This is a genomic window from Bifidobacterium pongonis, assembly GCF_019331805.1.
Lineage (GTDB): Bacteria > Actinomycetota > Actinomycetes > Actinomycetales > Bifidobacteriaceae > Bifidobacterium > Bifidobacterium pongonis.
This window is the reverse complement of record NZ_JAHBBE010000003.1, coordinates 89528-109897: the sequence shown is the minus strand read 5'-3', so window position 1 is coordinate 109897 and position 20370 is coordinate 89528. Positions and strand designations below refer to the sequence as shown.

14 protein-coding genes are annotated in these 20370 nt (G+C 61.7%); all 14 read right to left on the bottom strand.

Annotation, left to right across the window (positions count from 1 at the left end; translation table 11 throughout):
* Positions 1-264 precede the first annotated feature (264 nt).
* Positions 265-1797, bottom strand: coding sequence for an aminotransferase class I/II-fold pyridoxal phosphate-dependent enzyme (locus KIH75_RS02025; RefSeq protein WP_236027955.1), 1533 nt, complete (start codon positions 1795-1797; stop codon positions 265-267).
* Positions 1798-2066: 269 nt separating this feature from the next.
* Positions 2067-2921, bottom strand: coding sequence for an HAD family hydrolase (locus KIH75_RS02020; protein ID WP_219055141.1), 855 nt, complete (start codon positions 2919-2921; stop codon positions 2067-2069).
* On the bottom strand, positions 2921-3871 hold the full coding sequence (locus KIH75_RS02015) for an L-lactate dehydrogenase (protein ID WP_219055151.1): 951 nt from the start codon (positions 3869-3871) through the stop codon (positions 2921-2923). The genes KIH75_RS02020 and KIH75_RS02015 overlap by 1 nt, the downstream gene beginning before the upstream one ends.
* A gap of 105 nt (positions 3872-3976) precedes the next feature.
* Positions 3977-4225, bottom strand: a complete 249-nt coding sequence (secG, locus tag KIH75_RS02010) for a preprotein translocase subunit SecG (RefSeq protein WP_219055140.1) — start codon at positions 4223-4225, stop codon at positions 3977-3979.
* Positions 4226-4324: 99 nt separating this feature from the next.
* The gene (tpiA, locus tag KIH75_RS02005) at positions 4325-5119 is read right to left on the bottom strand and encodes a triose-phosphate isomerase (RefSeq protein WP_219055139.1); all 795 of its coding nucleotides are present in this window, start codon (positions 5117-5119) and stop codon (positions 4325-4327) included.
* 91 nt (positions 5120-5210) lie between these two features.
* Entirely contained in the window at positions 5211-6416 is a 1206-nt protein-coding gene (locus tag KIH75_RS02000) for a phosphoglycerate kinase (protein ID WP_219055138.1), read from the bottom strand.
* A gap of 134 nt (positions 6417-6550) precedes the next feature.
* Positions 6551-7498, bottom strand: a complete 948-nt coding sequence (whiA, locus tag KIH75_RS01995) for a DNA-binding protein WhiA (RefSeq protein ID WP_219055137.1) — start codon at positions 7496-7498, stop codon at positions 6551-6553.
* A gap of 178 nt (positions 7499-7676) precedes the next feature.
* Positions 7677-8633 (bottom strand): RNase adapter RapZ, encoded by a 957-nt coding sequence (gene rapZ / locus KIH75_RS01990; RefSeq protein WP_219055136.1) that lies wholly within the window; start codon positions 8631-8633, stop codon positions 7677-7679.
* Entirely contained in the window at positions 8633-9574 is a 942-nt protein-coding gene (locus KIH75_RS01985) for a shikimate dehydrogenase family protein (protein WP_219055150.1), read from the bottom strand. Before KIH75_RS01985 ends, rapZ begins: the two co-directional genes overlap by 1 nt.
* Positions 9575-9644: 70 nt before the next feature.
* Complete coding sequence (uvrC, locus tag KIH75_RS01980) at positions 9645-11936, bottom strand: excinuclease ABC subunit UvrC (RefSeq protein ID WP_219055135.1); 2292 nt, start codon at positions 11934-11936, stop codon at positions 9645-9647.
* The gene (gene uvrA / locus KIH75_RS01975) at positions 11933-14992 is read right to left on the bottom strand and encodes an excinuclease ABC subunit UvrA (protein ID WP_236027952.1); all 3060 of its coding nucleotides are present in this window, start codon (positions 14990-14992) and stop codon (positions 11933-11935) included. The genes uvrC and uvrA overlap by 4 nt, the downstream gene beginning before the upstream one ends.
* A 179-nt stretch (positions 14993-15171) precedes the next feature.
* Positions 15172-17025: an AMP-dependent synthetase/ligase gene (locus KIH75_RS01970; RefSeq protein WP_219055134.1), complete on the bottom strand. Its 1854-nt coding sequence runs from the start codon at positions 17023-17025 to the stop codon at positions 15172-15174.
* Between the two features lie 138 nt (positions 17026-17163).
* On the bottom strand, positions 17164-18765 hold the full coding sequence (locus tag KIH75_RS01965; RefSeq protein WP_219055133.1) for an ABC-F family ATP-binding cassette domain-containing protein: 1602 nt from the start codon (positions 18763-18765) through the stop codon (positions 17164-17166).
* A 594-nt stretch (positions 18766-19359) separates the two neighbouring features.
* Complete coding sequence (locus KIH75_RS01960) at positions 19360-20118, bottom strand: carboxymuconolactone decarboxylase family protein (protein WP_219055132.1); 759 nt, start codon at positions 20116-20118, stop codon at positions 19360-19362.
* Between the last annotated feature and the right edge of the window lie 252 nt (positions 20119-20370).

The following is a 20370-nucleotide window of genomic DNA, read 5'->3' as shown; positions in this document are numbered from 1 at the left end:
CGCGAACGAATGGTCGAACCGCCGCTACCTGGACATGTCCCGGCTCGATGACAACCTCGTGGAAGCGAACTGATCATCGCGCCATGGACGGCCATGATCCAAAGTGCGCAACTTTTCGGGCACTACCCCGCTTCCCCATCGTTCAATCGATAGGAGCGGAACGCCGCTTCACCGAGCCGGCCGGTACAGGAACCGGCAACTCGCATACGACTCACATACGACTCATACACGACTCATACGAACGAATTCATATGAGCGCGAATATCACTGGTGATAGTACTCGAGGAAGTCGGTGAGCTTACCGATGGCATCCTTGAGCACTTCGATGCGCGGCAGGTAGACCACGCGGAAATGGTCGGGTTCCTTCCAGTTGAATCCACCACCGTGCACCACGAGCAGATGCTGTTCCTTCAACAGGTCGAGGGCGAACTGTTCATCATTCGTGACATTGAACTTCTTCACGTCGATCTTCGGGAAGATGTAGAACGCGGCCTTCGGCTTCTTCGCGGACACGCCCGGAATGGAATTCAGCGCCTCATAGATGTAGTTGCGCTGTTCGTAGATGCGGCCACCGGGAACGATGTAATCGTTCACGCTCTGATGGCCACCCAGCGCGGTCTGCACGATGGACTGTGCGGGCACGTTGGAGCAGATGCGCATGTTGGTCAGCATGTTCAGACCTTCGATGTAATCCTTCGCCACACGCTTGTTACCGCTGAGCACCATCCAACCCACGCGGTACCCGGCGATCATGTGGGATTTCGACAGGCCGGAGAACGTCACACAGAACAGGTCGGGCGCGAGGGACGCGATGGAGGTGTGTGTGAGTCCGTCCATGACCAGACGATCGTAGATCTCATCGGAGAAGATGATGAGCTGATGCTCCCTGGCGACCTGGACGATCTGTTCCAGCACTTCCTTCGGGTACAGCGCACCGGTCGGGTTGTTCGGGTTGATGATCACAATGGCCTTGGTCTTGTCGGTGATCTTGGAACGCATGTCCTCGATGTCCGGGTACCATTCGGATTCCTCATCGCAAATGTAATGCACGGCTTTGCCGCCGGCCAGGTTCACGCATGCGGTCCACAGCGGGTAGTCGGGAGCCGGCACGAGCACTTCGTCACCGTTGTCAAGCAGGGCGGACATGCTCAGGTTGATCAGCTCGCTCACACCGTTGCCCGTGTAGATGTCGTCGATGCTGACGTTCGGGAGATTCTTCAGCTGGGCGTATTGCATGATGGCCTTGCGCGCCGCGAACAGACCCTTCGACGGGGAGTAGCCTTCCGTGTCGGGCAACTGGCTGGCCATGTCGTGCACCACTTCGTCGGGGGTGCGGAATCCGAAGGGCGCGGGGTTGCCGATGTTCAGTTTCAGGATGTGCGTTCCCGCGGATTCCATACGGTCGGCTTCGTCCACAACCGGGCCGCGGACATCGTACAGCACGTTATCAAGCTTGTGTGATTTGGTAAAGGTACGCATGGGCTTCTTCCCTTCCGATTGCGTTGATGTTTCTTCATGACCGTCATCGATGCGCTCCGGCTGGCCGGGCAGGCTGGCGATATCGTGTTCCATGGGAACGTCCTCTCCCATCAGCCATCGTTCGTTCACCCGCAACGTCGCTGCGAGGAAACGGGCGATGTCCGCCCGGGGAACCGTTTTGCCGCCGACGTATTGGCTCATGTGGCTTTTGCCGAGTTTGACGCCTTGCTGTTCGGCCGCGTGCACGAAATCGATCTGTTTCATCTTGCGGAACGCCATGGCTGTGTTAAGCCTGTCGGCGAACGTTGCATTGGTCATGATGATCTCCAGTTCAATTCTGCGGAAACACTGGTTCAAAGTCTAACACCATAGGTATCCGCATGATCCGGAGGTTCAATTCACAATGTGAAGATTATGAAAACAATACGTGCGAAAGTTCAATTTCCCTGTCGCATGCGGCTGGAAATTGAACTTTCCGCACTGATTGCCGTCCAACACCGTATGGCCTCGTATGACGGACCGATTGTGCGATCCGTTTCATACTGCTATCCGTGCCACCATCACACACACGGCGGCATGGATCCCGGTCACAGCAGATGCGTTTCGATCCACTGCGCCACACCATCATCATTGTTGGCTGGGCAGATCTCATCGGCGATCTTCAACACTTCGGGATTCGAATTGGCCACAGCCACTCCCCTGCCCGAACGGCGCAGCATATCGATGTCGACCAGATCGTCGCCGAAGGAGGCGGTCTGCGACAGCAGCACATGGAAACGATCGGCGAGCAGCCCCAAAGCATGTTCCTTATTCGCGTCGGGATTCATAAGCATCCACAACGAGCCTTCGGAAATATGCACGTCGAAGTCGGAGGGAATCAGTTCACGCAGCGGATTCCACTGTTCCGGTTCGGGGAACATGATGATCTTGTCACCTATGCCGTCGGGCACATCCTCGAAATCCGTGTAGCACCAGGTCTGCGTCTTCCAATATTCGCTCACATCGAAATTGGTGTATCGCACATCATCCATCACGATGCCGATCTTCAACCCGGGCATCTCCCCCAGCAGGAAACGGCACACCTCGCAGGCACGCTGCGAGGAGAAGCCAATCTTCACCAAGTGGCCGTCAGCGGGCATGTCGCCGCTGGTCAGCATACCGTAATCGGACAGGTTCGGGGCGAAATCGATCAGCGCACCGTTCAGATACGCCACGCCGTCCACCGGAAGCTTCTCGACGAACTGGTAGCCGGTGCTCACCGGACGTGCGGTTTCGACGACAAACTTCACGCCGTTATCGTGCAGCCGGTTGATGGCGTCGATGGAGCGCCGCGTGATGAACCGGTCCTCGAACACCGCGGCATCATGCAGCAGCGTACCGTCCAGATCGGCGACGATCATCGATGTCACGGCGGCGTCTCTCATGGTTTCGGATTCGTTCATCACAGCAACCCTTCGCAATAGGAGCGCACGATCTGCGCGGAATGATGGAGTTTGGCCTGTTCGTCGTCGGTCAGCGACAATTCGACGATTTCGTTGGCACCGTTGGAACGCAGTTCCGTGGGCACGCCCAGGAACACATCATGCTCGCCGTATTCGCCGTCGAGCAGCGTGGAGACGGGAACGATACGCCGTTCATCCCACAGGATGGTCTGCACGATTCCCGCGACGGTGGAGGCGATGCCATAGTTCGTTCCGCCCTTGGCATCCCTGATGACATTGCCGCGTTCACGCGTCTTGGCTTCCAGATCACTCGTGGACACCGAGGAGAACCTGCTCTGATTGTCGTGCAGGAACTGGGCGAAGGGCTTGCCGCCGAGCGACACCGCCGACCAAGGCACGAACTGGGAGTTGCCGTGCTCACCCATGACGAAACCGCCGACATTGCGCGGATCCAACCCGGTTTCCTCGCCGATGATGGTTTTCAGGCGCGACGTGTCAAGTGCCGTGCCGGTGCCGAGCACCTGCGTGCGTGACAGGCCGCTGCGCTTCCAGACATACCAAGACATGACATCCACCGGATTGGACACCACCACGATCACGCCATCGAATCCGCTGTCCATGATGTTGTCGGTGATCTCGCCGATGATGCCGACAGTGAAAGCCAGTTCACCCATGCGGTCGGCGTTCATCGGCGGGCGGCGCCCCGCGGTGATGACAATGACGTCCGCATCGCCGCAATCAGGGTAATCACCCACCCGCACCTTGACGTGACGGTTCAGGAATTCGCTGCCGTCATCAAGATCCCGGCACTCGCCCATCGCCTTGGTCTCTGCCGGATCGATCAGCACCAGTTCATTGCACAATCCCTGTGTGATGATGCTGAACGCCGTAGTCGAACCGACCTGACCGGTGCCGATCACGACGACCTTGTTGCTGCTTACGGAAACCATCATGGCTCCTCTCTTCACGCTTTGCGCGTGGCTCTACGGTTGAAGGCAAACAAAAACGTCGGCCCATAACCACGATGGTATGGGCCGACGTTATATAAGCATGAATCAGATGAGACCGAACTTGGTCAGCAGGCCGAGGGCGATGATGATCGCGACCCACAGCAGCGCGATGATGACCGTCCAACGGTTCAGGTTCTTCTCGGCGACGCCGGAAGTACCCGCGTTCTGGGTGAGACCGCCGCCGAACATGTCGGAAAGGCCGCCGCCCTTGCCCTTGTGCATAAGAATGAGCAGCGTCAGCAGGCAGCTGAGCAGCACGACAATAATCTCAAGTGTGATCTTGACAGCAGTCACGGGTCGATTACCTCCGGGTTCCATTACGTCTTGCTACAGCATAGCGCAACGTCTTGAAAAAATACGTATTACGGTCTGTATGTTGGGAAACGGCTCGGGTCAGGCCTTCGACCCAGCCGCGATGCGGCATATGGATGCGAATTCGTTCGCGTCGAGCGAGGCACCGCCCACCAGGAAGCCGTCCACATCCGGTTCCTCGATGAGTTCCGCCGCGTTCTTCGATGTGACGGAACCGCCGTACAGGATGCGCACCTTGCCAGCCACGCCCTCGTTGAATGTCTCCCGCAGGTCCGCGCGAATCGCCTGTGCGGCGTCCTGTGCGGAATCCGGGGTGGCGACCATGCCGGTGCCGATGGCCCATACGGGTTCGTAGGCGACGATCAGTTTGGCGGCCTCGTCCTCGTTCAGATCCCTGGTGACGTCGCGCACCTGCCCGACGGCGAAGTCGAGTTCGATGCCTTGACGGCGTTCCTCGAAGCTCTCCCCCACGCACAGGATCGGACACATGCCCGCGGCGAGCGTCGCACGCACCTGATCGACGATGTTGGCATCATCCTCGGGGTGGTATTTCCTGCGTTCGGAATGCCCGATGATTACATAGGAGCAGCCGAGATGGGCGATCATGTCGGCCGAAATGTCGCCGGTGAACGCCCCCTGATTGGTTACGGATACCGATTGCGCACCATAGCCGATGTGCAGCTTGTCCGCTTCGACAAGCACTTGCACGCTGCGCAGCGAGGTGAACGACGGAAACAGCGCGACCTCGCAGCGCCGGTAGTCGAATCGCGAGTCTCTGAGCAGCCAGGAAAGCTTCTGCACGAAATACGTGGCTTCGATATGGTCGAAATTCATCTTCCAGTTGCCAGCCACCAGAGGCTTGCGCTTCGCTGCCATGCGCGTGATTCCTTTCGTAATGGGCGAGGGGCAGATCCATGCGGAGCCACCCCTCGGCCAGTCACTTCAAGGGTTCCTTGGAACCGTTCTCTCAGTCGAGCACCTTCAGGCCCGGCAGTTCCTTGCCCTCAAGGAACTCGAGGGAGGCGCCGCCACCGGTGGAGATGTGGGAGAAGCCATCCTCCGGGAAGCCGAGGTTGCGCACGGCGGAAGCGGAATCACCGCCACCGACGATGGTGAACGCACCGGCTGCGGTGGCGTCGACCAGACCCTGGGCCACGGCCTTGGTACCTTCGGCGAAGGTCGGAACCTCGAACACGCCCATCGGGCCGTTCCACACGACGGTCTTGGAGTCGACGATCTTGTCGTGGAAGAGCTTCTGGGACTCCGGACCGATGTCCAGACCCATCTTGTCGGCCGGGATGGCGTCCGCGGCGACGACTTCCGGAGCGATGTCCTCATCGGACTTCGGGAAGACCGGGTTCAGCACGACGTCGGTGGGCAGCACCAGTTCGACGCCGTTCTTCTCGGCGCGCTCGATGTAGCCCTTGACGGTCTCGATCTGATCCTCTTCCAGCAGGGAGGTGCCGACCTCGAGGCCCTTGGCCTTGAGGAAGGTGTACGCCATACCACCGCCGATGACCAGACGGTTGGCCTTGTCAAGCAGGTTGTCGATGACGCCGAGCTTGTCGGAGACCTTGGAGCCGCCGAGCACGACGGTCAGCGGGCGCTCCGGGTTCTCGGTAGCGCGGGACAGGGCCTTGACTTCCTTCTCGACCAGCAGGCCAGCGGCGGCCGGCAGATCGGCGGCAACGTCGTAGTTGGAGCCCTGTGCGCGGTGCACGACGCCGAAACCGTCGGACACGAACGCTTCGCCGAGAGCGGCGATCTTCTTGGCATAAGCGGCGCGCTCCTCCGGATCCTTGCTGGTCTCCTCCGGGTTGAAGCGGACGTTCTGCAGCAGGACGACATCGCCGTCGGCCATAGCGGCGACCTTGGCCTGGGCGTCCTCACCGTAGGTGTCGGCGGCCAGCGGAACCTCGATGCCGAGCAGCTCGCCAAGACGAGCGGCAACCGGAGCCAGGGACAGTTCCGGAACGACCTTGCCCTTCGGGCGGCCGAGGTGAGCCATCAGGATAACCTTCGCGCCTTCTTCGCGCAGAGCCTTGACGGTCGGCAGGGCGGCCTTGATGCGGCCGTCGTCGGTGATGGTGGTGCCGTCCAGCGGGACGTTGAAATCAGCGCGGACCAGAACGCGCTTGCCCTTGAGATCTCCAAGATCCTTGAGTGTCTTCATGTGTATCCTTTCCTAACCGCTTGACGCGGAAAGTGGCGACTTCTTGCCACTTCGCATAATACAACAGACCCACCACTCGGGTGGGTCTGAAACGGGGCTTCGCCCCAAAAAATCTTCGAATCGTTCCGAATCGTTCAGGAAAGCGACCGTGCGGTCTTATCGGCCAGCTGCAGCAGACGGCGGATACGACCCGCGATGGCGTCCTTGGAAATCGGCGGTTCGGCGAGACGACCGAGCTCCTCAAGGCTCGCGTCGCCATGCTCAAGACGCAGCTTGCCGGCCACACGCAGGTTCTCCGGCACATCCACGCCGTTCTTCTCGAACAGGTCGAAGGCCTGACGGACCTTGTCGCACGCCTCGGCCGCGGCCTTGGCGCTGCGGCGCATGTTCGCGTCATCGAAGTTCGCCAGACGGTTGGCTTTGGAACGGGTTTCGCCGTCGGAACGCTTGCCCGTCCAGTCACGGGACGAATGCACCGCACCCATGGAGTTGAGCATGCGCTCGATGGAATCCGGGTCGGTGAGCGTCACGCGGAAGGACTTGCTCAGCTGACGCGGCTTGGCGGTGATGCCCAGACGGCGTGCCAGACCGGCCAGCGCCATGGCGGCCTCATTGGTCGGACAGACAATCTCCATGAAGGGGTTCTTGCCCAGATCGGAAAGCATGCCCCTGGCCATGAACGCACCTCTCCAAGCGGCACGCACCTGTGCGATCTTGCCCTGCACGATCTTCGCCGGCAGGCCACGGACGGCCCTGTTGCGGTCGATCAGACCGGTGGCGACGGCGAGGTTCACCGCGCCGCGCTCGACCTTGACGACATGGTACTGATGCGTTCCCTTGGGCGTGGTGCGCGTGGACGTGGCGATATGGGCTTCGAGGTTGTACAGTTCCTCGATGTTCTTCTTCAGCCACTCGGCGGGCACGGCGGAATCGAACGTGGCAAGCATGACGATCTGTTTCTGGGCGTTATTCATAAAGCCGCCGGCGAAGCGAATCATAGCGGTGACCTGTGCCTTGCGGGCGTCCACCTTCTCGTCTTCCAGCTCAGCGAGCTCGCTCTTCACATCATCAATAAACGCCAAGAGCAGACCTCCTCAATCCTTCTGTTCCATTGCTCTGTGCAGACCTGTCGCGGGGTTACACACGACTTCACCGAAGTTCTGTGATACCGACCTACTTGGACAAGACTCTCTCAGATTTCATTATTTTAAAACCACTCGTCTCGGCATGTGAGCATATTGACGGGCGGCGTGCGAACCGTCAATGACGACGGCGCAGTTCGCGTGCGGAAACGCTGACTTCCAGCCCATGTGAGCGCAACCGTTTCGCCAGAGCCTCGCTCATGGCGACCGATCTGTGCTGGCCGCCGGTGCAGCCGACGGCAATGGTCACGAAGTGCTTGTCCTCCTTCGCGTACCCATTGATGGCGATCATCAGCGCCTTCTCATAGGCGTCGAGGAATTCGGTGGCCCCGTCGCTGGAAAGCACATAATCGGACACCGGCTTGTCCTGCCCGTTCAATTCGCGCAGGCTCGGCACCCAGTACGGGTTGGGCAGGAAACGCACGTCCGCGATGAAATCCGCGTCCGTGGGGGTTCCGTATTTGAATCCGAAGCTGAAGATGTGGACGGAAACCGTCGACGGGCCGGAACCGACCATCGCCTCGTACAGCTTCGTGGACAGCTGGTGGATGTTCAGGCGGGAGGTGTCGATGGTCATATCGGCATGTTCCTTAAGCCACTGCAACAGCTGACGTTCCTCCATGATGCCGTCGATGAGGCTGTTGCCATGCTGCAACGGGTGCGGGCGTCTCACCTTCTCGTAGCGGGTGACCAGCACATCGTCGGCGGCGTCGAGGAACAGGATGCGCGTGCGTACCCCAAGATCGTCGAGATGACTGAGCACTTCGGTGAGATCGTCGAAATACGCGCGGGAACGCACGTCGATGACGGCAGCCAGCTTATGCACGGCGGCATTGTCCGCGGCGACGGATGCGGGGCCTGCCACGTTGGTCATCATGTCGACGAGCGGCACCAGCAGTTTGGGCGGCAGGTTGTCGACCACGTACCAGCCCATATCCTCCAGGCAGTCCGCGGCGTGCGAACGCCCCGCCCCGGACATGCCGGTGATGAGCAACACCTCGAAGGTGCTGGCCGGCGCAGGCCGGTTCGCCTCATCGATATCGTTCCGATTGGATGTCGCGCTTCCTTCGTTCATCACAACGCCTCCTCCAGCGCACGGCGCATCGCCGCCTCCAACGCTTCGTCCCGTTCCCGATCGCGCGGATCCGCGCTCTGCGGCTCCTCGCCCCGGATGCCCGTCATCAGCCATACCTGAATCATGCCCTGATACAGCAACATTTCCTCGCCGCCGATGGCCAAGCCTCCGCACTGCCTCCACGCCTTCATGAGTTCGGTCGGGCGCGGATCGTATACGACGTCCAGCAGCGTGCCCTTCACCGCAGGGGCCTCGGCGAGCAGTTGGGTCGCCACACCGTCGGCGGCATGGCCGGGAATGGTGTTGATCGCCACGTCCGCCGCACGGAGAGCTTCGACGGCATGATCCATGCCGAGAATGCTGATGGGGTTCTCCCCCGGCAGGAACCTGTTCGCCAACGGTTCGAGTTCGGCGTTGCCGTCCGGGTGGCGCGCCACGATCGTCACATGGCCGATGCCGGGCATCATGGTGCACGCGGCGAGTGCCGACGTCGCGGTGTTGCCGCTGCCGATGATGGCCGCCTCACCGGCCCCGCCCTGCGGCCCGTCGACGCCATGGATGCGGTAGGCGTGGTCGAAAGCGAGCCGGATGCCGGGAACATCCGTGTTGTACAGCCTGATGGCGGGAAGCCCGTCGATGCCGGCCGCGTTCGGGGCCGACCAGTCGAATATGGCGGTATTGGCGACTTTCAGTTCCTTCGCCCACATATTCGACGGTTCACCGTAAGGCTGAATGGTCTTCTTCAACGGCATGGTCAGACTCAATCCTGCCCATTGGGAATCAAGCCCCTTGAGGAAACCGTCGAGGTCTTCCTCGCCCACCTCGTGCCTGTCGTAGAACCAGTCGTCGAGCCTTAAGGCCTGGTATGCGGCGTTATGCAGCACCGGCGACAGCGAATGCGCGATCGGCTTGCCCAATACGGCGCAGCGATGGTTGATAATGGTCATGCCCTTATCTCCTTCTCTCCGTCTCCATGGTAGCGTCACCACACGCCCGCCCCGAGGCTATCGCTCATTCGCCGGAAGATTTTCTGGAAGGCCCGCTGGCGGAAGCGGCTTCGGGAGCTTCGGCAGGAGCACCGTCGGCGTCGGCGGAGTGCAGCGCGTCGTACAGTTTTTGCGCCTTGGCGTGGCCAATGCCTTTGACCGCTTCGAAATCCTCGACGCTTGCGCCGCGCATGGCCTTGACCGAACCGAAATGGGCGAGCAGACGCTTCTGATACTGTTCGCCAATGCCCGGAATGTCGTCGAGCGCACTGCGCAACGCGCCTTTCCTTCTGGTCTGGCGATGGTAGGTGATGGCGAAACGGTGCGATTCGTCACGCACACGCTGCAGCAGGTACATGCCTTCGGACTGGCGTTTCAGGATGATCGGGTAATCGTCGTCCGGCACCCAAACCTCCTCAAGACGTTTGGCCAGACCGCAGACCGCGACATCGGTCACGCCGCAATCCCGCAGGGCCTTGGCCGCCGCCATGGCTTGGGGCTTGCCGCCATCGACCACCACGAGATTCGGCTTGTAAGCGAAATGACGGCGATCTGTGGAATCCGACCGTCCTTCGCTCATATCCTCCCCGGAATCGCCGGCGATATTGCCGTGGCGGAACCGGCGGGTCAGCGTCTCGTACAATGCGGACAGATCGTCGAGCGCGCCTTTGCCGTCATCGCCGCGGATGGCGAAACGGCGGTATTCGCTTTTCTTCGCGACGGCGTCCTCGAACACCACCATCGACGCGACCTGGAACGCGCCACCCACCGTATTCGAAATGTCGTAGCATTCGATGCGCAGCGGCGCCTCATTCAACCCCAGTGCATCGGCCACCTCGTTCATGGCGCGGGTGCGCGCCCCCATGTCGCTGATACGGCTCATCCGCGAACGTTGCAACGCCTGCGCCGCATTCTCGTTCGCCCTGTCCATGAGCTGCTTCTTGTCGCCGCGCACGGCGACACGTATCGACACCGCTCCCCCGCGAAGACCCGTCAGCCATTCCTCAAGCTCCTCGCGCCTGCTTGGCTCGATGGGGACGATGACCTCCCTCGGCACGGGCGCGACCGGCGCGAGCAGATCGGCGCGACCCGTCTGCTCCCGGCGCTGATTGCGTTCGCGCGTGGCTTGGGCGCGTGCCATGGCATCCGTGGCGGTAACCGATTGCGTGGGGGCCAGCGCATCGCGCGACGTGACGATACGGGTGCCGTCGGAGGCGTCGGCCCCTTCGGGAACCCCGGCACCAGCGGCCTCCGCATACGCGCGCACGATGAAATCGGCCATAAGGTCGGCGTCCTCGATGTCCTCAACACGTTCGACACTCCAGTTACGCTCACCGCGAATCGAACCGGCACGCACGAAGAAGGCATGCACGGACGCTTCAAGCTCGTCGGTGCTGAAGCCGAACACGTCGGCGTCGACCTGATCGTCCATCATCACGGCATTGCTCTGCACCACCGTGGACAGCAACTGGATCTCGTCGCGCAGCTTGGCCGCCTTTTCGAATTCGAGATCGGCGCTGGCCGCCTTCATATCGCGAGTGAGCTGGGCTATGTAGGATTTGCCGATGCGCCCGGTCATCACGCCGACCAGCCGTTCGACCATACGGCGATGGTCCGCGGCGGAGATGCGCCCGACGCACGGCGCCGAGCATTTGCCGATGGAGGCGAACAGGCATGGACGGTTCGTCAATTCGGCCTTGTGGAAGGCGTTGTTGTCGCAGGTGCGGACCGGGAAGGTGTGCAGCAACGTGTCGAGACTGTGGCGCATCGGCCAGACTTTGGCGTAGGGGCCGAAATACCTGGTGTCCTTGCGGTTGCGGCTGCGCGTCACCCAGACGCGCGGATACTCCTGGCCGATGGATACCGCCAGATACGGGTAGGTTTTGTCGTCTTTGAACTGCACGTTGAACCGGGGGTCGAATTCCTTGATCCACGTGTATTCGAGCGTCAACGATTCCAGTTCGCTGCCGACGACCGTCCATTCGAGGCTTCGGGCGGTGAGCACCATCGTCTGCGTGCGCGGGTGCAACTGGTACAGCGGCTGGAAATAGCTGGTCAGACGGTTGCGCAGGTTCTTCGCCTTGCCTACGTAGATGACGCGCCCCTCGCCGTCACGCCATTTGTAGACGCCAGGCTCCGCCGGAATATCGGAGGTTTTCGGGCGGAACAGGTCGCGGCTGTCGCCCAACAGGGGCGCCCCGTTCGCGTTCACGCCACGATGGTCGGCGTCCGGCTGCCCTCCACGCTGCTCGTCAAGCAGCGTGGAAGCGGTCTTCCTCCATTCGTCGGGGCTGTGACGTTCGAATATGGCGCTCATAGCATCGTCTTCAGGAACTTGCCGGTCCACGATTCCTCGCACTGCGCGACCTGTTCGGGCGTGCCTTCGGTGACGACGGTACCGCCGCCGTCACCGCCTTCCGGACCAAGATCGATTACCCAGTCGGCCGACTTGATCACGTCGAGATTGTGCTCGATGACGATGACCGTATTGCCCTTGTCGACCAAACCCTGCAGCACCTTGAGCAGCTTGTTCACGTCTTCGAAGTGCAGGCCCGTGGTCGGCTCGTCGAGGATGTACACGGTTTTGCCGTCGGAACGACGCTGCAGTTCGGTGGCGAGCTTGACGCGCTGCGATTCGCCGCCGGACAGGGTGGGTGCCGGCTGGCCGAGGCGGATATACCCGAGGCCGACGTCCACAAGCGTGTTCAGATAGCGCGAGATGCCGGTGTACGCCTTGAAGAAGTCCGCGGCCTCCTCGATGGGCATATCGAGGATGTCGGCCACGGTTTTGCCATTGTAGGTGACCTCCAGGGTTTCGCGGTTGTACCGCTTGCCGTGGCAGGTTTCGCATTCCACGTAGACGTCGGGCAGGAAGTTCATTTCGATCTTCAGCGTGCCGTCGCCGTGGCAGGCCTCGCAGCGGCCGCCCTTGACGTTGAAGCTGAAACGCCCCGGCCCGTAGCCGCGCACCTGCGCTTCGGGGGTCTTGGCGAACAGGGCGCGGATCTTGTCCCACACGCCGGTGTAAGTGGCGGGGTTCGAACGAGGCGTGCGCCCGATGGGATTCTGGTCGACGTGGATGACCTTCTTCACCTGGTCGATGCCCTCCACGCGCGTATGCTTGCCCGGCACGATGCGTGCGCCGTTGAGCTTATCCGCCAGCACCGGGTACAGAATCGTGTTGACCAGCGAGGATTTGCCCGATCCGGAGACGCCGGAGACGACGGTGAACACCCCCAGCGGGAAATCGACGGTGATGTTCTTGAGATTGTTCTCACGGGCGCCGACCACGCGCAGACGCGCGGTTTTACGCACCTTGCGACGATGCTGCGGCACGGCTATCTCGCGGCGGTGCGCGATATAGTCGCCAGTGATCGAACGCTTCGCCTTCGTCAGCTGCTTGGCCTGGCCGGAGTAGATGACCTCGCCGCCATGCTCGCCGGCACCGGGGCCGATGTCGACCAGCCAGTCGGCGCCCCGGATCGTATCCTCGTCATGCTCGACGACGATCAGCGTATTGCCCAAATCGCGCAGATGGTGCAGCGTTTCGATGAGACGCTCGTTATCCCTCTGGTGCAGGCCGATGGACGGCTCGTCCAGCACGTACATCACGCCGACCAGACCGGAGCCGATCTGCGTGGCCAAACGGATGCGCTGCGCTTCGCCGCCGGACAGGGTGGCCGCGGCACGCGACAGCGTCAGATAATCAAGACCGACGTCGTTGAGGAAGCCCAAGCGTGCCTTGATCTCCTTCAGCACCTCGCCCGCGATGAGCGCCGCGGAACCGGTGAGGTTCAGGCCACGAACCCATTCCAGTTCGCGCACCACCGGCATATCGCACACGTCGAAAATGGATTTGCCGTCGACGGTGACCGCCAGCACTTCGGGCTTGAGCCTGCGCCCCTGGCACGCCTGGCATGGCACCTCGCGCATATAGGACTCGTAGTACTGCTTCATCGATTCGGAGTCGGTCTCCTCGTGGCGGCGCATCAGCGTGCGCACCACGCCTTCGAAACCGGTGGAATATTCGCGCAGACGACCCCAACGGTTGCGGTAGGAGACGTTGACCTTGAAATCATGGCCGAACAGGATGTCGTGGCGGACGTCTTCCGGCAGCTCCTCCCAAGGCGTGTCCATGGAGAAGCCCATCTCGTTGGCGAGGCCTTCGATCACATGCCTGTAATACTGCGAGGTCATCTTGGTGTTCGACCACGGTTCGATGACGCCCTCGTTGAGGGATTTGCTCGGATCGGCGATGACGAGTTCTGGATCGATCTCCAGTTTGAAACCGAGACCGGTGCACACCGGACATGCGCCGTACGGTGCATTGAAGGAGAAGGTGCGCGGTTCGATCTCGTCGAGTTCGAGCGTATGCCCGTTCGGGCAGCTGCGGTGTTCGGAGAACGGCTGACGGCGGGCGGGGCTGCCCTCCTCCTCGTCCACGTAGTCGATGACGATGCTGCCGTTGGCGAGTTTCAGCGCGGTTTCGACGGAATCGGTGAGACGCTGGCGCACGCCCTCCTTGACGACCAGTCGGTCGACCACGACTTCGATGGTGTGCTTGCGCGTCTTGGCGAGTTTGATGTCGTCGGACAGCTGGCGCATTTCGCCGTCGATCAGCGCACGGGCGTAGCCGTCGGATCGCAGCAGTTCGAGCATGTCCACGAATTCGCCCTTACGCCCCTTGACCACGGGCGCGAGGATCTGGAATCGCGTGCGTTCCGGCTTGGCGAGCAGCACGTCGACGATCTGCTGCGGGGTCTGCGCCTGCACGGGTTCGCCGCATTCCGGGCAGTGCGGCACGCCGGTGCGTGCGAACAGCAGTCGCAGGTAATCGTAGATCTCGGTGATGGTGCCCACCGTGGAACGCGGGTTGCGGTTGGTGGTTTTCTGGTCGATGGAAACGGCCGGCGACAGACCTTCGATGAAGTCGACGTCCGGCTTGTCCATCTGGCCGAGGAACTGGCGTGCGTAGGCGGACAACGATTCGACGTAGCGTCTTTGGCCTTCGGCGAACAGGGTGTCGAACGCCAGCGAGGATTTGCCTGATCCGGACAGACCCGTGAACACCACCATGCGGTTGCGTGGAATGGCGAGATCGACGTTCTTGAGGTTATGCTCGCGTGCGCCTTGGATGATGATCTTCAGATCGTTGGGGATGTGCGAGATGTCCGCCACAAGGCATCCGTCATGCTCGGTGAGCGGCGCTTTGGCGATCTCCCGAGACAGGAACGAATCCTCGCTGATCACCTGCTTGACCGTCACCGGACCGTTGGCGTTCCTCGCCTGCGCAGCTCCGCGCTTGGCTTTGGACGCGGTATGCGCGCCGCTCGCCGCTCCCCTGCCGTTCGTGTTGCCGGTGACCATGCTCATCCCACCTTTCTGCGGGACTGGCCCGCGGTACTCGCCCCAAGAATACCGCACACACCGGTATTCGAACACTTGTTCGAGCGTGTCGCCCGTTCAGCGCACCCCCAACGAACGAACCGTGCCCCGATGCGGCCGGGCGAAACCGGTCGCATCGGGGCGCGTGGCTCAGTCAGCGTAACCCGTTACTTCTTCAGGGGCACGTAGATGACCTCATTGATGAGCTTGGCGTAATGCTTGATGATCTGCGCACGGCGGGTCTTGAGGCTTGCGGTGAGCATGCCGTTGGCCTCGGTGAACTCGTCGGGCAGGATCTCGAACTTACGGATGGACTCGGCACGGGAGACACCCTCGTTCGCCGCGTTGATCGCACGTTCGACTTCGGAACGGACGATCGGATTGCGGGCCAGGGACGCGAGATCCGGTTCACCCTGCGCACCCTGCGCGGAAAGCCATGCGTTCGCATCCGCCAGATCGAGCGTGACCAGAGCCGCGACGAACGGCTTCTTGTCGCCGATGATCAGGCACTGGCTCACCACCGGGGATGTCATGACGGAAGCCTCAAGGATGCCGGGCGACACGTTCTTGCCGCCCGCGGTGATGATGAGGTCCTTCTTGCGGCCAGTGATGGAGACGAATCCGTCTTCGGTGACATCGCCCAGGTCGCCGGTGTGCATCCAGCCGTCGACGATCTGCTGGGCGGTAACCTCCGGCTGATTGTGGTAGCCCTTACACACGAGCGGGCCGCTGATGCACAGCTCACCGTCGTCCGCGATGCCGACGGTCACGCCGTTGAGCGGCTTGCCGATGGTACCGATGCGGTTGTCTTCCGGCAGGCTCACGCACACGGGACCGCAGGTTTCCGTCATGCCGTAGCCTTCCAGCAGCTGCATGCCGATGCCGTTGAAGAAGTGGGACAGTTCGGAATCCATGGGAGCGCCGCCGGTGATGGCGCATTGCGCGTTCGGACCGAAGATGGTGCGAATCTTCCTGTAGACGAGGCGCTCATACAGTGCGTGCGCCGCGCGCAGCTTCAGCGACGGCTTCTCGCCGGCCTGGAGCACATGCGACCATTCGCGTGCGGTGCGTGCGCCCCTGGCGAACAGCTTGCCCGCGACACCGGTGCCCGCACGCTGGGAGGCGGCGTTGTACACCTTCTCGAACACACGCGGCACGGCGAGCAGCAGCGTGGGGCCGAAACCTTCGAAATCCTTGACGATGGTCTTCATGCTGGAGCTCAGGCCCAACGTCAGCGTGCCGGCGAAGCACAGCAGCGACATGTAACGGGCGAACACGTGGCTCAACGGCAGGAACAGCAGCAGCCTGCGGCCCGGGGCGTTCACCACGTCGGGCATGTACTGCTTGGCGGACATGCACAGGAACGCGAAGCTGCCGTGGCTGAGCTCCACGCCCTTGGGGGTGCCGGTGGAACCCGAGGTGTACACGATGGTGGCGAGATCGTCGCCGTGCACGGCCTCCTTGCGATCCCAGAACTCCTTGTCACTCACATCCTCGCCGAATGCGATGATCGCGTCGATCGCGCCGGCGTCCATCATGAGCACGCCGCGCAGGGTCGGCACCTCGCCCTTCACCGCTTCGACCTTGTCGCGCTGCGTATCGTCCTGCGCGACGGCGAGCACCACCTTCGAATCGTTGAAGATGTTCCTGATCTGCTGTGCGGAATTGGTCTCGTACACCGGCACGGTGAGCGCACCCACGGCCATGACCGCCAGATCGAGGGCCGTCCATTCCCAGCAGGTGCGAGCGATGATGGCGACGGAATCCCCCCTCTTGACTCCCCAGCCGATCAGGCCTTTGGCGATGTCGATGACCTTCTGACGGAATTCGCGTGCGGTGAAGGAATGCCAGCTTCCATCCTCGCCCTTGTATTCCACCATCGAGCCTTCCGGATTGCTGCTCGCACGGTGATCGAGGAAATCGAACAGATTGATGTCGTTATCGATAGGAGCTTTCAGCGGGTTGGTGAATTCCTTGACCATCGTGGTCGCGTTCACGTTCTGATCTGCATGTTCAGTCATATCCATATTGCTACCTTACGCCGGATACAAATCCAATGACGGCGAGCTCCCCTGGGGCAGGCCTTCACCCATCTTAGCAATCGGGCGTATCGACGGCGCTTCCCCGCCGATACGCCCGATCACATCGTCTTTTCGCCTTTACTCTTCGGCAACCAGATCCAGGTAGGAATCGTTCCACAGATCCTCGTCGCCGTCCGGCATCAGCAGCACGCGTTCCGGATTCAACGCCTGCACCGCGCCCTCGTCGTGGGTGACGAGCACGATGGCGCCCTCGTATTTGGCGATGGCCTTGAGGATTTCGTCCCTGGACGCGGGATCGAGGTTGTTGGTCGGCTCATCGAGCAGCAGCACGTTCGCCCTCGACGTGACCAGCGTGGCCAGCGCGAGTCGGGTCTTCTCGCCGCCGGACAGCACGCGCGCCGGCTTCATCGCGTCGTCGCCGGAGAAGAGGAACGAGCCGAGGATGCTGCGCGCCTGGGTGTCGTCGAGTTCCGGGGCGACGTGTACGAGATTCTGCAGTACGGTCGCGTCAAGGTCGAGCGTATCGTGCTCCTGCGCGAAATAGCCGATCTTGCAGCCATGACCGTAATCGACGGAACCGGTGTCCGGTTCCTCGATGTGGGCCAGCAGACGCAACGTGGTGGTCTTACCGGCGCCGTTATAGCCCAGGATCACCACACGCGACCCCTTGTCGATGGCGAGATTCACTCCGGCGAACACGATGTTCGAACCGTATGCCTTGGAGATGTCCTTCGCCATGATAGGGGTCTTGCCGCAGGGCGCGGGGTCGGGGAAACGGATGTCGGTGACCTTCTCCGCCTTCTGTGCCTCCGACGTGTTCTCCAGCAGCTTCTCGGCGCGGCGCATCATGTTCTGCGCGGCCACGGCCTTGGTGGCCTTGGCGTGCAGACGGATGCCCTGCTTCATCAGACGTTCGGCCTTCTTCTCGGCCACTTCGCGTTCGCGGCGGCGACGTTCCTCATCGACCACGCGCTGATGCAGGTACGCCTTCCATCCAAGGGAGTACATGTCGATCTGGCCGAGTTGAGCGTCGAGATGCCACACCTTGTTCACCACTTCGTCGAGCAGTTCGGTGGAGTGGGAGATGACCAGGAAACCGCCCTCGTACTTCTTGAGATAGCTGCGCAGCCATTCGATGGAGTCGGCGTCCAAATGGTTGGTCGGCTCGTCGAGGATCAGCGTGTCCGCGTCGGAGAAGAGGATGCGGGCCAGTTCGATGCGTCGGCGCTGACCACCGGAAAGCGTGCCCAGCTGCTGTTCCATAACATCCTGCGGCAGGCCGAGCGACGCCGCCATGGTGATCGCCTCGGACTGGGCCGCATAACCGCCGGCCTTGTCGAAATCCTGCATGGCCTTGTCGTAACGGTTCATGGCCTTGGTCATCACGTCGGGGTCGGGATCGGTCATTTCCTTCTCGGCCTTGCGGATACGGCTGATGATCGAGGCGATGTCGCGGGCGCTCATCATGCGGTCGAGCGCGGTCTGCGTCGGATCGGCGGCATGGGTGTCCTGCGGCAGGTAACCGAGTTTGCCGGATACGCGCACATTGCCCGCGGTGGGCAGCATATCGCCGGTGATGACGCGGGTCAGCGTGGTCTTACCGGCGCCGTTGCGCCCGACCAGACCGATCTTGTCGCCTTTCGCCACATGGAAGTCGGTTGGGTGAAGCAACGTGCGCGCGCCGATCTGAATCTCCAGGCCCTTTGCCTCAATTGCCATGCTTCACCCTACTCTTTCCGGTATTGCGATGTGTATATGTGTGTAAACCAAGGGAACACTATAGCAATCACCGACTACCCCGTCGCCATGCGCCGATTCATGCTCCCCGGACGCGCGTGGGGCCGGGTCACCGCCACCCGTTCCCGTCGTTTCGCCGCGCGTGGTCCGGCACGTCGGCATGATGCGCGTCCCCTCACGCTCCCCTCGTCGAATGGGATGACGGCCGGTCGCACCGCGCTCATGGGCGTTCCCCGGCTTCGGCGGGCGGCTGCGGGAAGACGGCCTGCCGCTTCCTGCGGTCTCGTTCGTGTTCGCGGGTGGTTGACATCCTTGTCCTTTCCCATGGGGCCTTTCCCCACGTGTGCGGGCCAGCTTATGGGAGGAACACTGCGGGCGCAACCGACCTATCTCGCATTGGGGATATGTGGATAATCCGCTTCGATATGCGGTGGATAATATTCGGCTTTGGGGCACGTTTGTGGATAACCAAGTCTGCGGTGGCCATGCGTTCGGCGGGCGACCACGAATAGCGAAAGGGCGGGAAACGACCGTTGCGTTTCCCGCCCTGAGAACATGCTTCCGGGTACTGTGCGCTCAGGCTTGTGCGGCCTGTGCGGCTTCGTTGATGCAGCGCAGCGCGTTGAGGGTGCGCGGGTAACCGATGTACGGCATGCACTGGGACACCACCGCGATGAGGAACGCCTTCTCGTTGCCGACGGCCAGATTCGCCTTCGCGTGGGCGACGAGCTGCGGCTCGCATCCGCCTTGGGCGGAGAGGAAGCACAGGGTGATCATCTCGCGTTCGCGGGTGGTCAGGCCGGTGCGGGTGTAGTAGTCGCCGAAGCAGTTGTCGGCCAGCCACTTGTTGAGATGGCGGCTTTCCTCGGGGCCGGACTGGGCGAAGCCGCGCATGCCTTCGCCGAAGATCTCGATCTGCGACTGTTCACCGGCTGCGGCGCGGGTTTCGGGCGTGGTGGTGGACTGGCCTTCCAGCGGCAGATTGATGTCTTTGTCGACGAAAATCTCGTTGGTCGCCTTGAGGAACGGCAGCACGCGGCCGAAGCCCAGGTAGGCGACGGCCTGATAGACGACTTCCTTCACCTGCACCGGCGTAACCCCGGTTTCCAGGGCCACGGGCAGCATCATCTCGTAGGCGTCGACACCCTGGCAGCCGATCAGCGTGGCGAGGATGGCCATGGATCGGGTGGCGTCGTCAAGGTCGGGATGCTGTGCGCCCGGCTCGTTCACCACTTCGTCGTAGGCGAAGTCGGAGAACAGTTTGATGAATTCGGGATCGGCCTGTTCGAGGGTGATCTTGCCATCGGAGAAGAATCCGTTTTTCTTGCCAAACATGCGCTGGCCCTTCCTTGTTGTACGTCCGGTCTGCTGTGCGCCCGGTTGTCGTTCGCTCGTCGGTCGGCATGACGTCATCCGACGATTTCGCCTATACCTTATGCCCGAAGCCGTACCCCATCAAATACTGATGGGAACGGTTTCGCCATGCATGGATTGCATGATGAATCGCGGCGGCCCGTTATGCGTCCATCGTCCGCCACCGCGGACCACGCGCCGCGGCGACCGCCGAACGCACGAGGCGCGCCCTCC

What these genes read in the sequence shown, in the direction of transcription:
- KIH75_RS02025 (WP_236027955.1), bottom strand. Translation starts at nt 1,797, where the DNA reads ATGACCAATGCAACGTTCGCCGACAGGCTTAACACAGCCATGGCGTTC.
- KIH75_RS02020 (WP_219055141.1), bottom strand. Translation starts at nt 2,921, where the DNA reads ATGAACGAATCCGAAACCATGAGAGACGCCGCCGTGACATCGATGATC.
- KIH75_RS02015 (WP_219055151.1), bottom strand. Translation starts at nt 3,871, where the DNA reads ATGGTTTCCGTAAGCAGCAACAAGGTCGTCGTGATCGGCACCGGTCAG.
- tpiA (WP_219055139.1), bottom strand. Translation starts at nt 5,119, where the DNA reads ATGGCAGCGAAGCGCAAGCCTCTGGTGGCTGGCAACTGGAAGATGAAT.
- KIH75_RS02000 (WP_219055138.1), bottom strand. Translation starts at nt 6,416, where the DNA reads ATGAAGACACTCAAGGATCTTGGAGATCTCAAGGGCAAGCGCGTTCTG.
- rapZ (WP_219055136.1), bottom strand. Translation starts at nt 8,633, where the DNA reads ATGAACGAAGGAAGCGCGACATCCAATCGGAACGATATCGATGAGGCG.
- uvrC (WP_219055135.1), bottom strand. Translation starts at nt 11,936, where the DNA reads ATGAGCGCCATATTCGAACGTCACAGCCCCGACGAATGGAGGAAGACC.
- uvrA (WP_236027952.1), bottom strand. Translation starts at nt 14,992, where the DNA reads ATGAGCATGGTCACCGGCAACACGAACGGCAGGGGAGCGGCGAGCGGC.
- KIH75_RS01970 (WP_219055134.1), bottom strand. Translation starts at nt 17,025, where the DNA reads ATGACTGAACATGCAGATCAGAACGTGAACGCGACCACGATGGTCAAG.
- KIH75_RS01965 (WP_219055133.1), bottom strand. Translation starts at nt 18,765, where the DNA reads ATGGCAATTGAGGCAAAGGGCCTGGAGATTCAGATCGGCGCGCGCACG.
- KIH75_RS01960 (WP_219055132.1), bottom strand. Translation starts at nt 20,118, where the DNA reads ATGTTTGGCAAGAAAAACGGATTCTTCTCCGATGGCAAGATCACCCTC.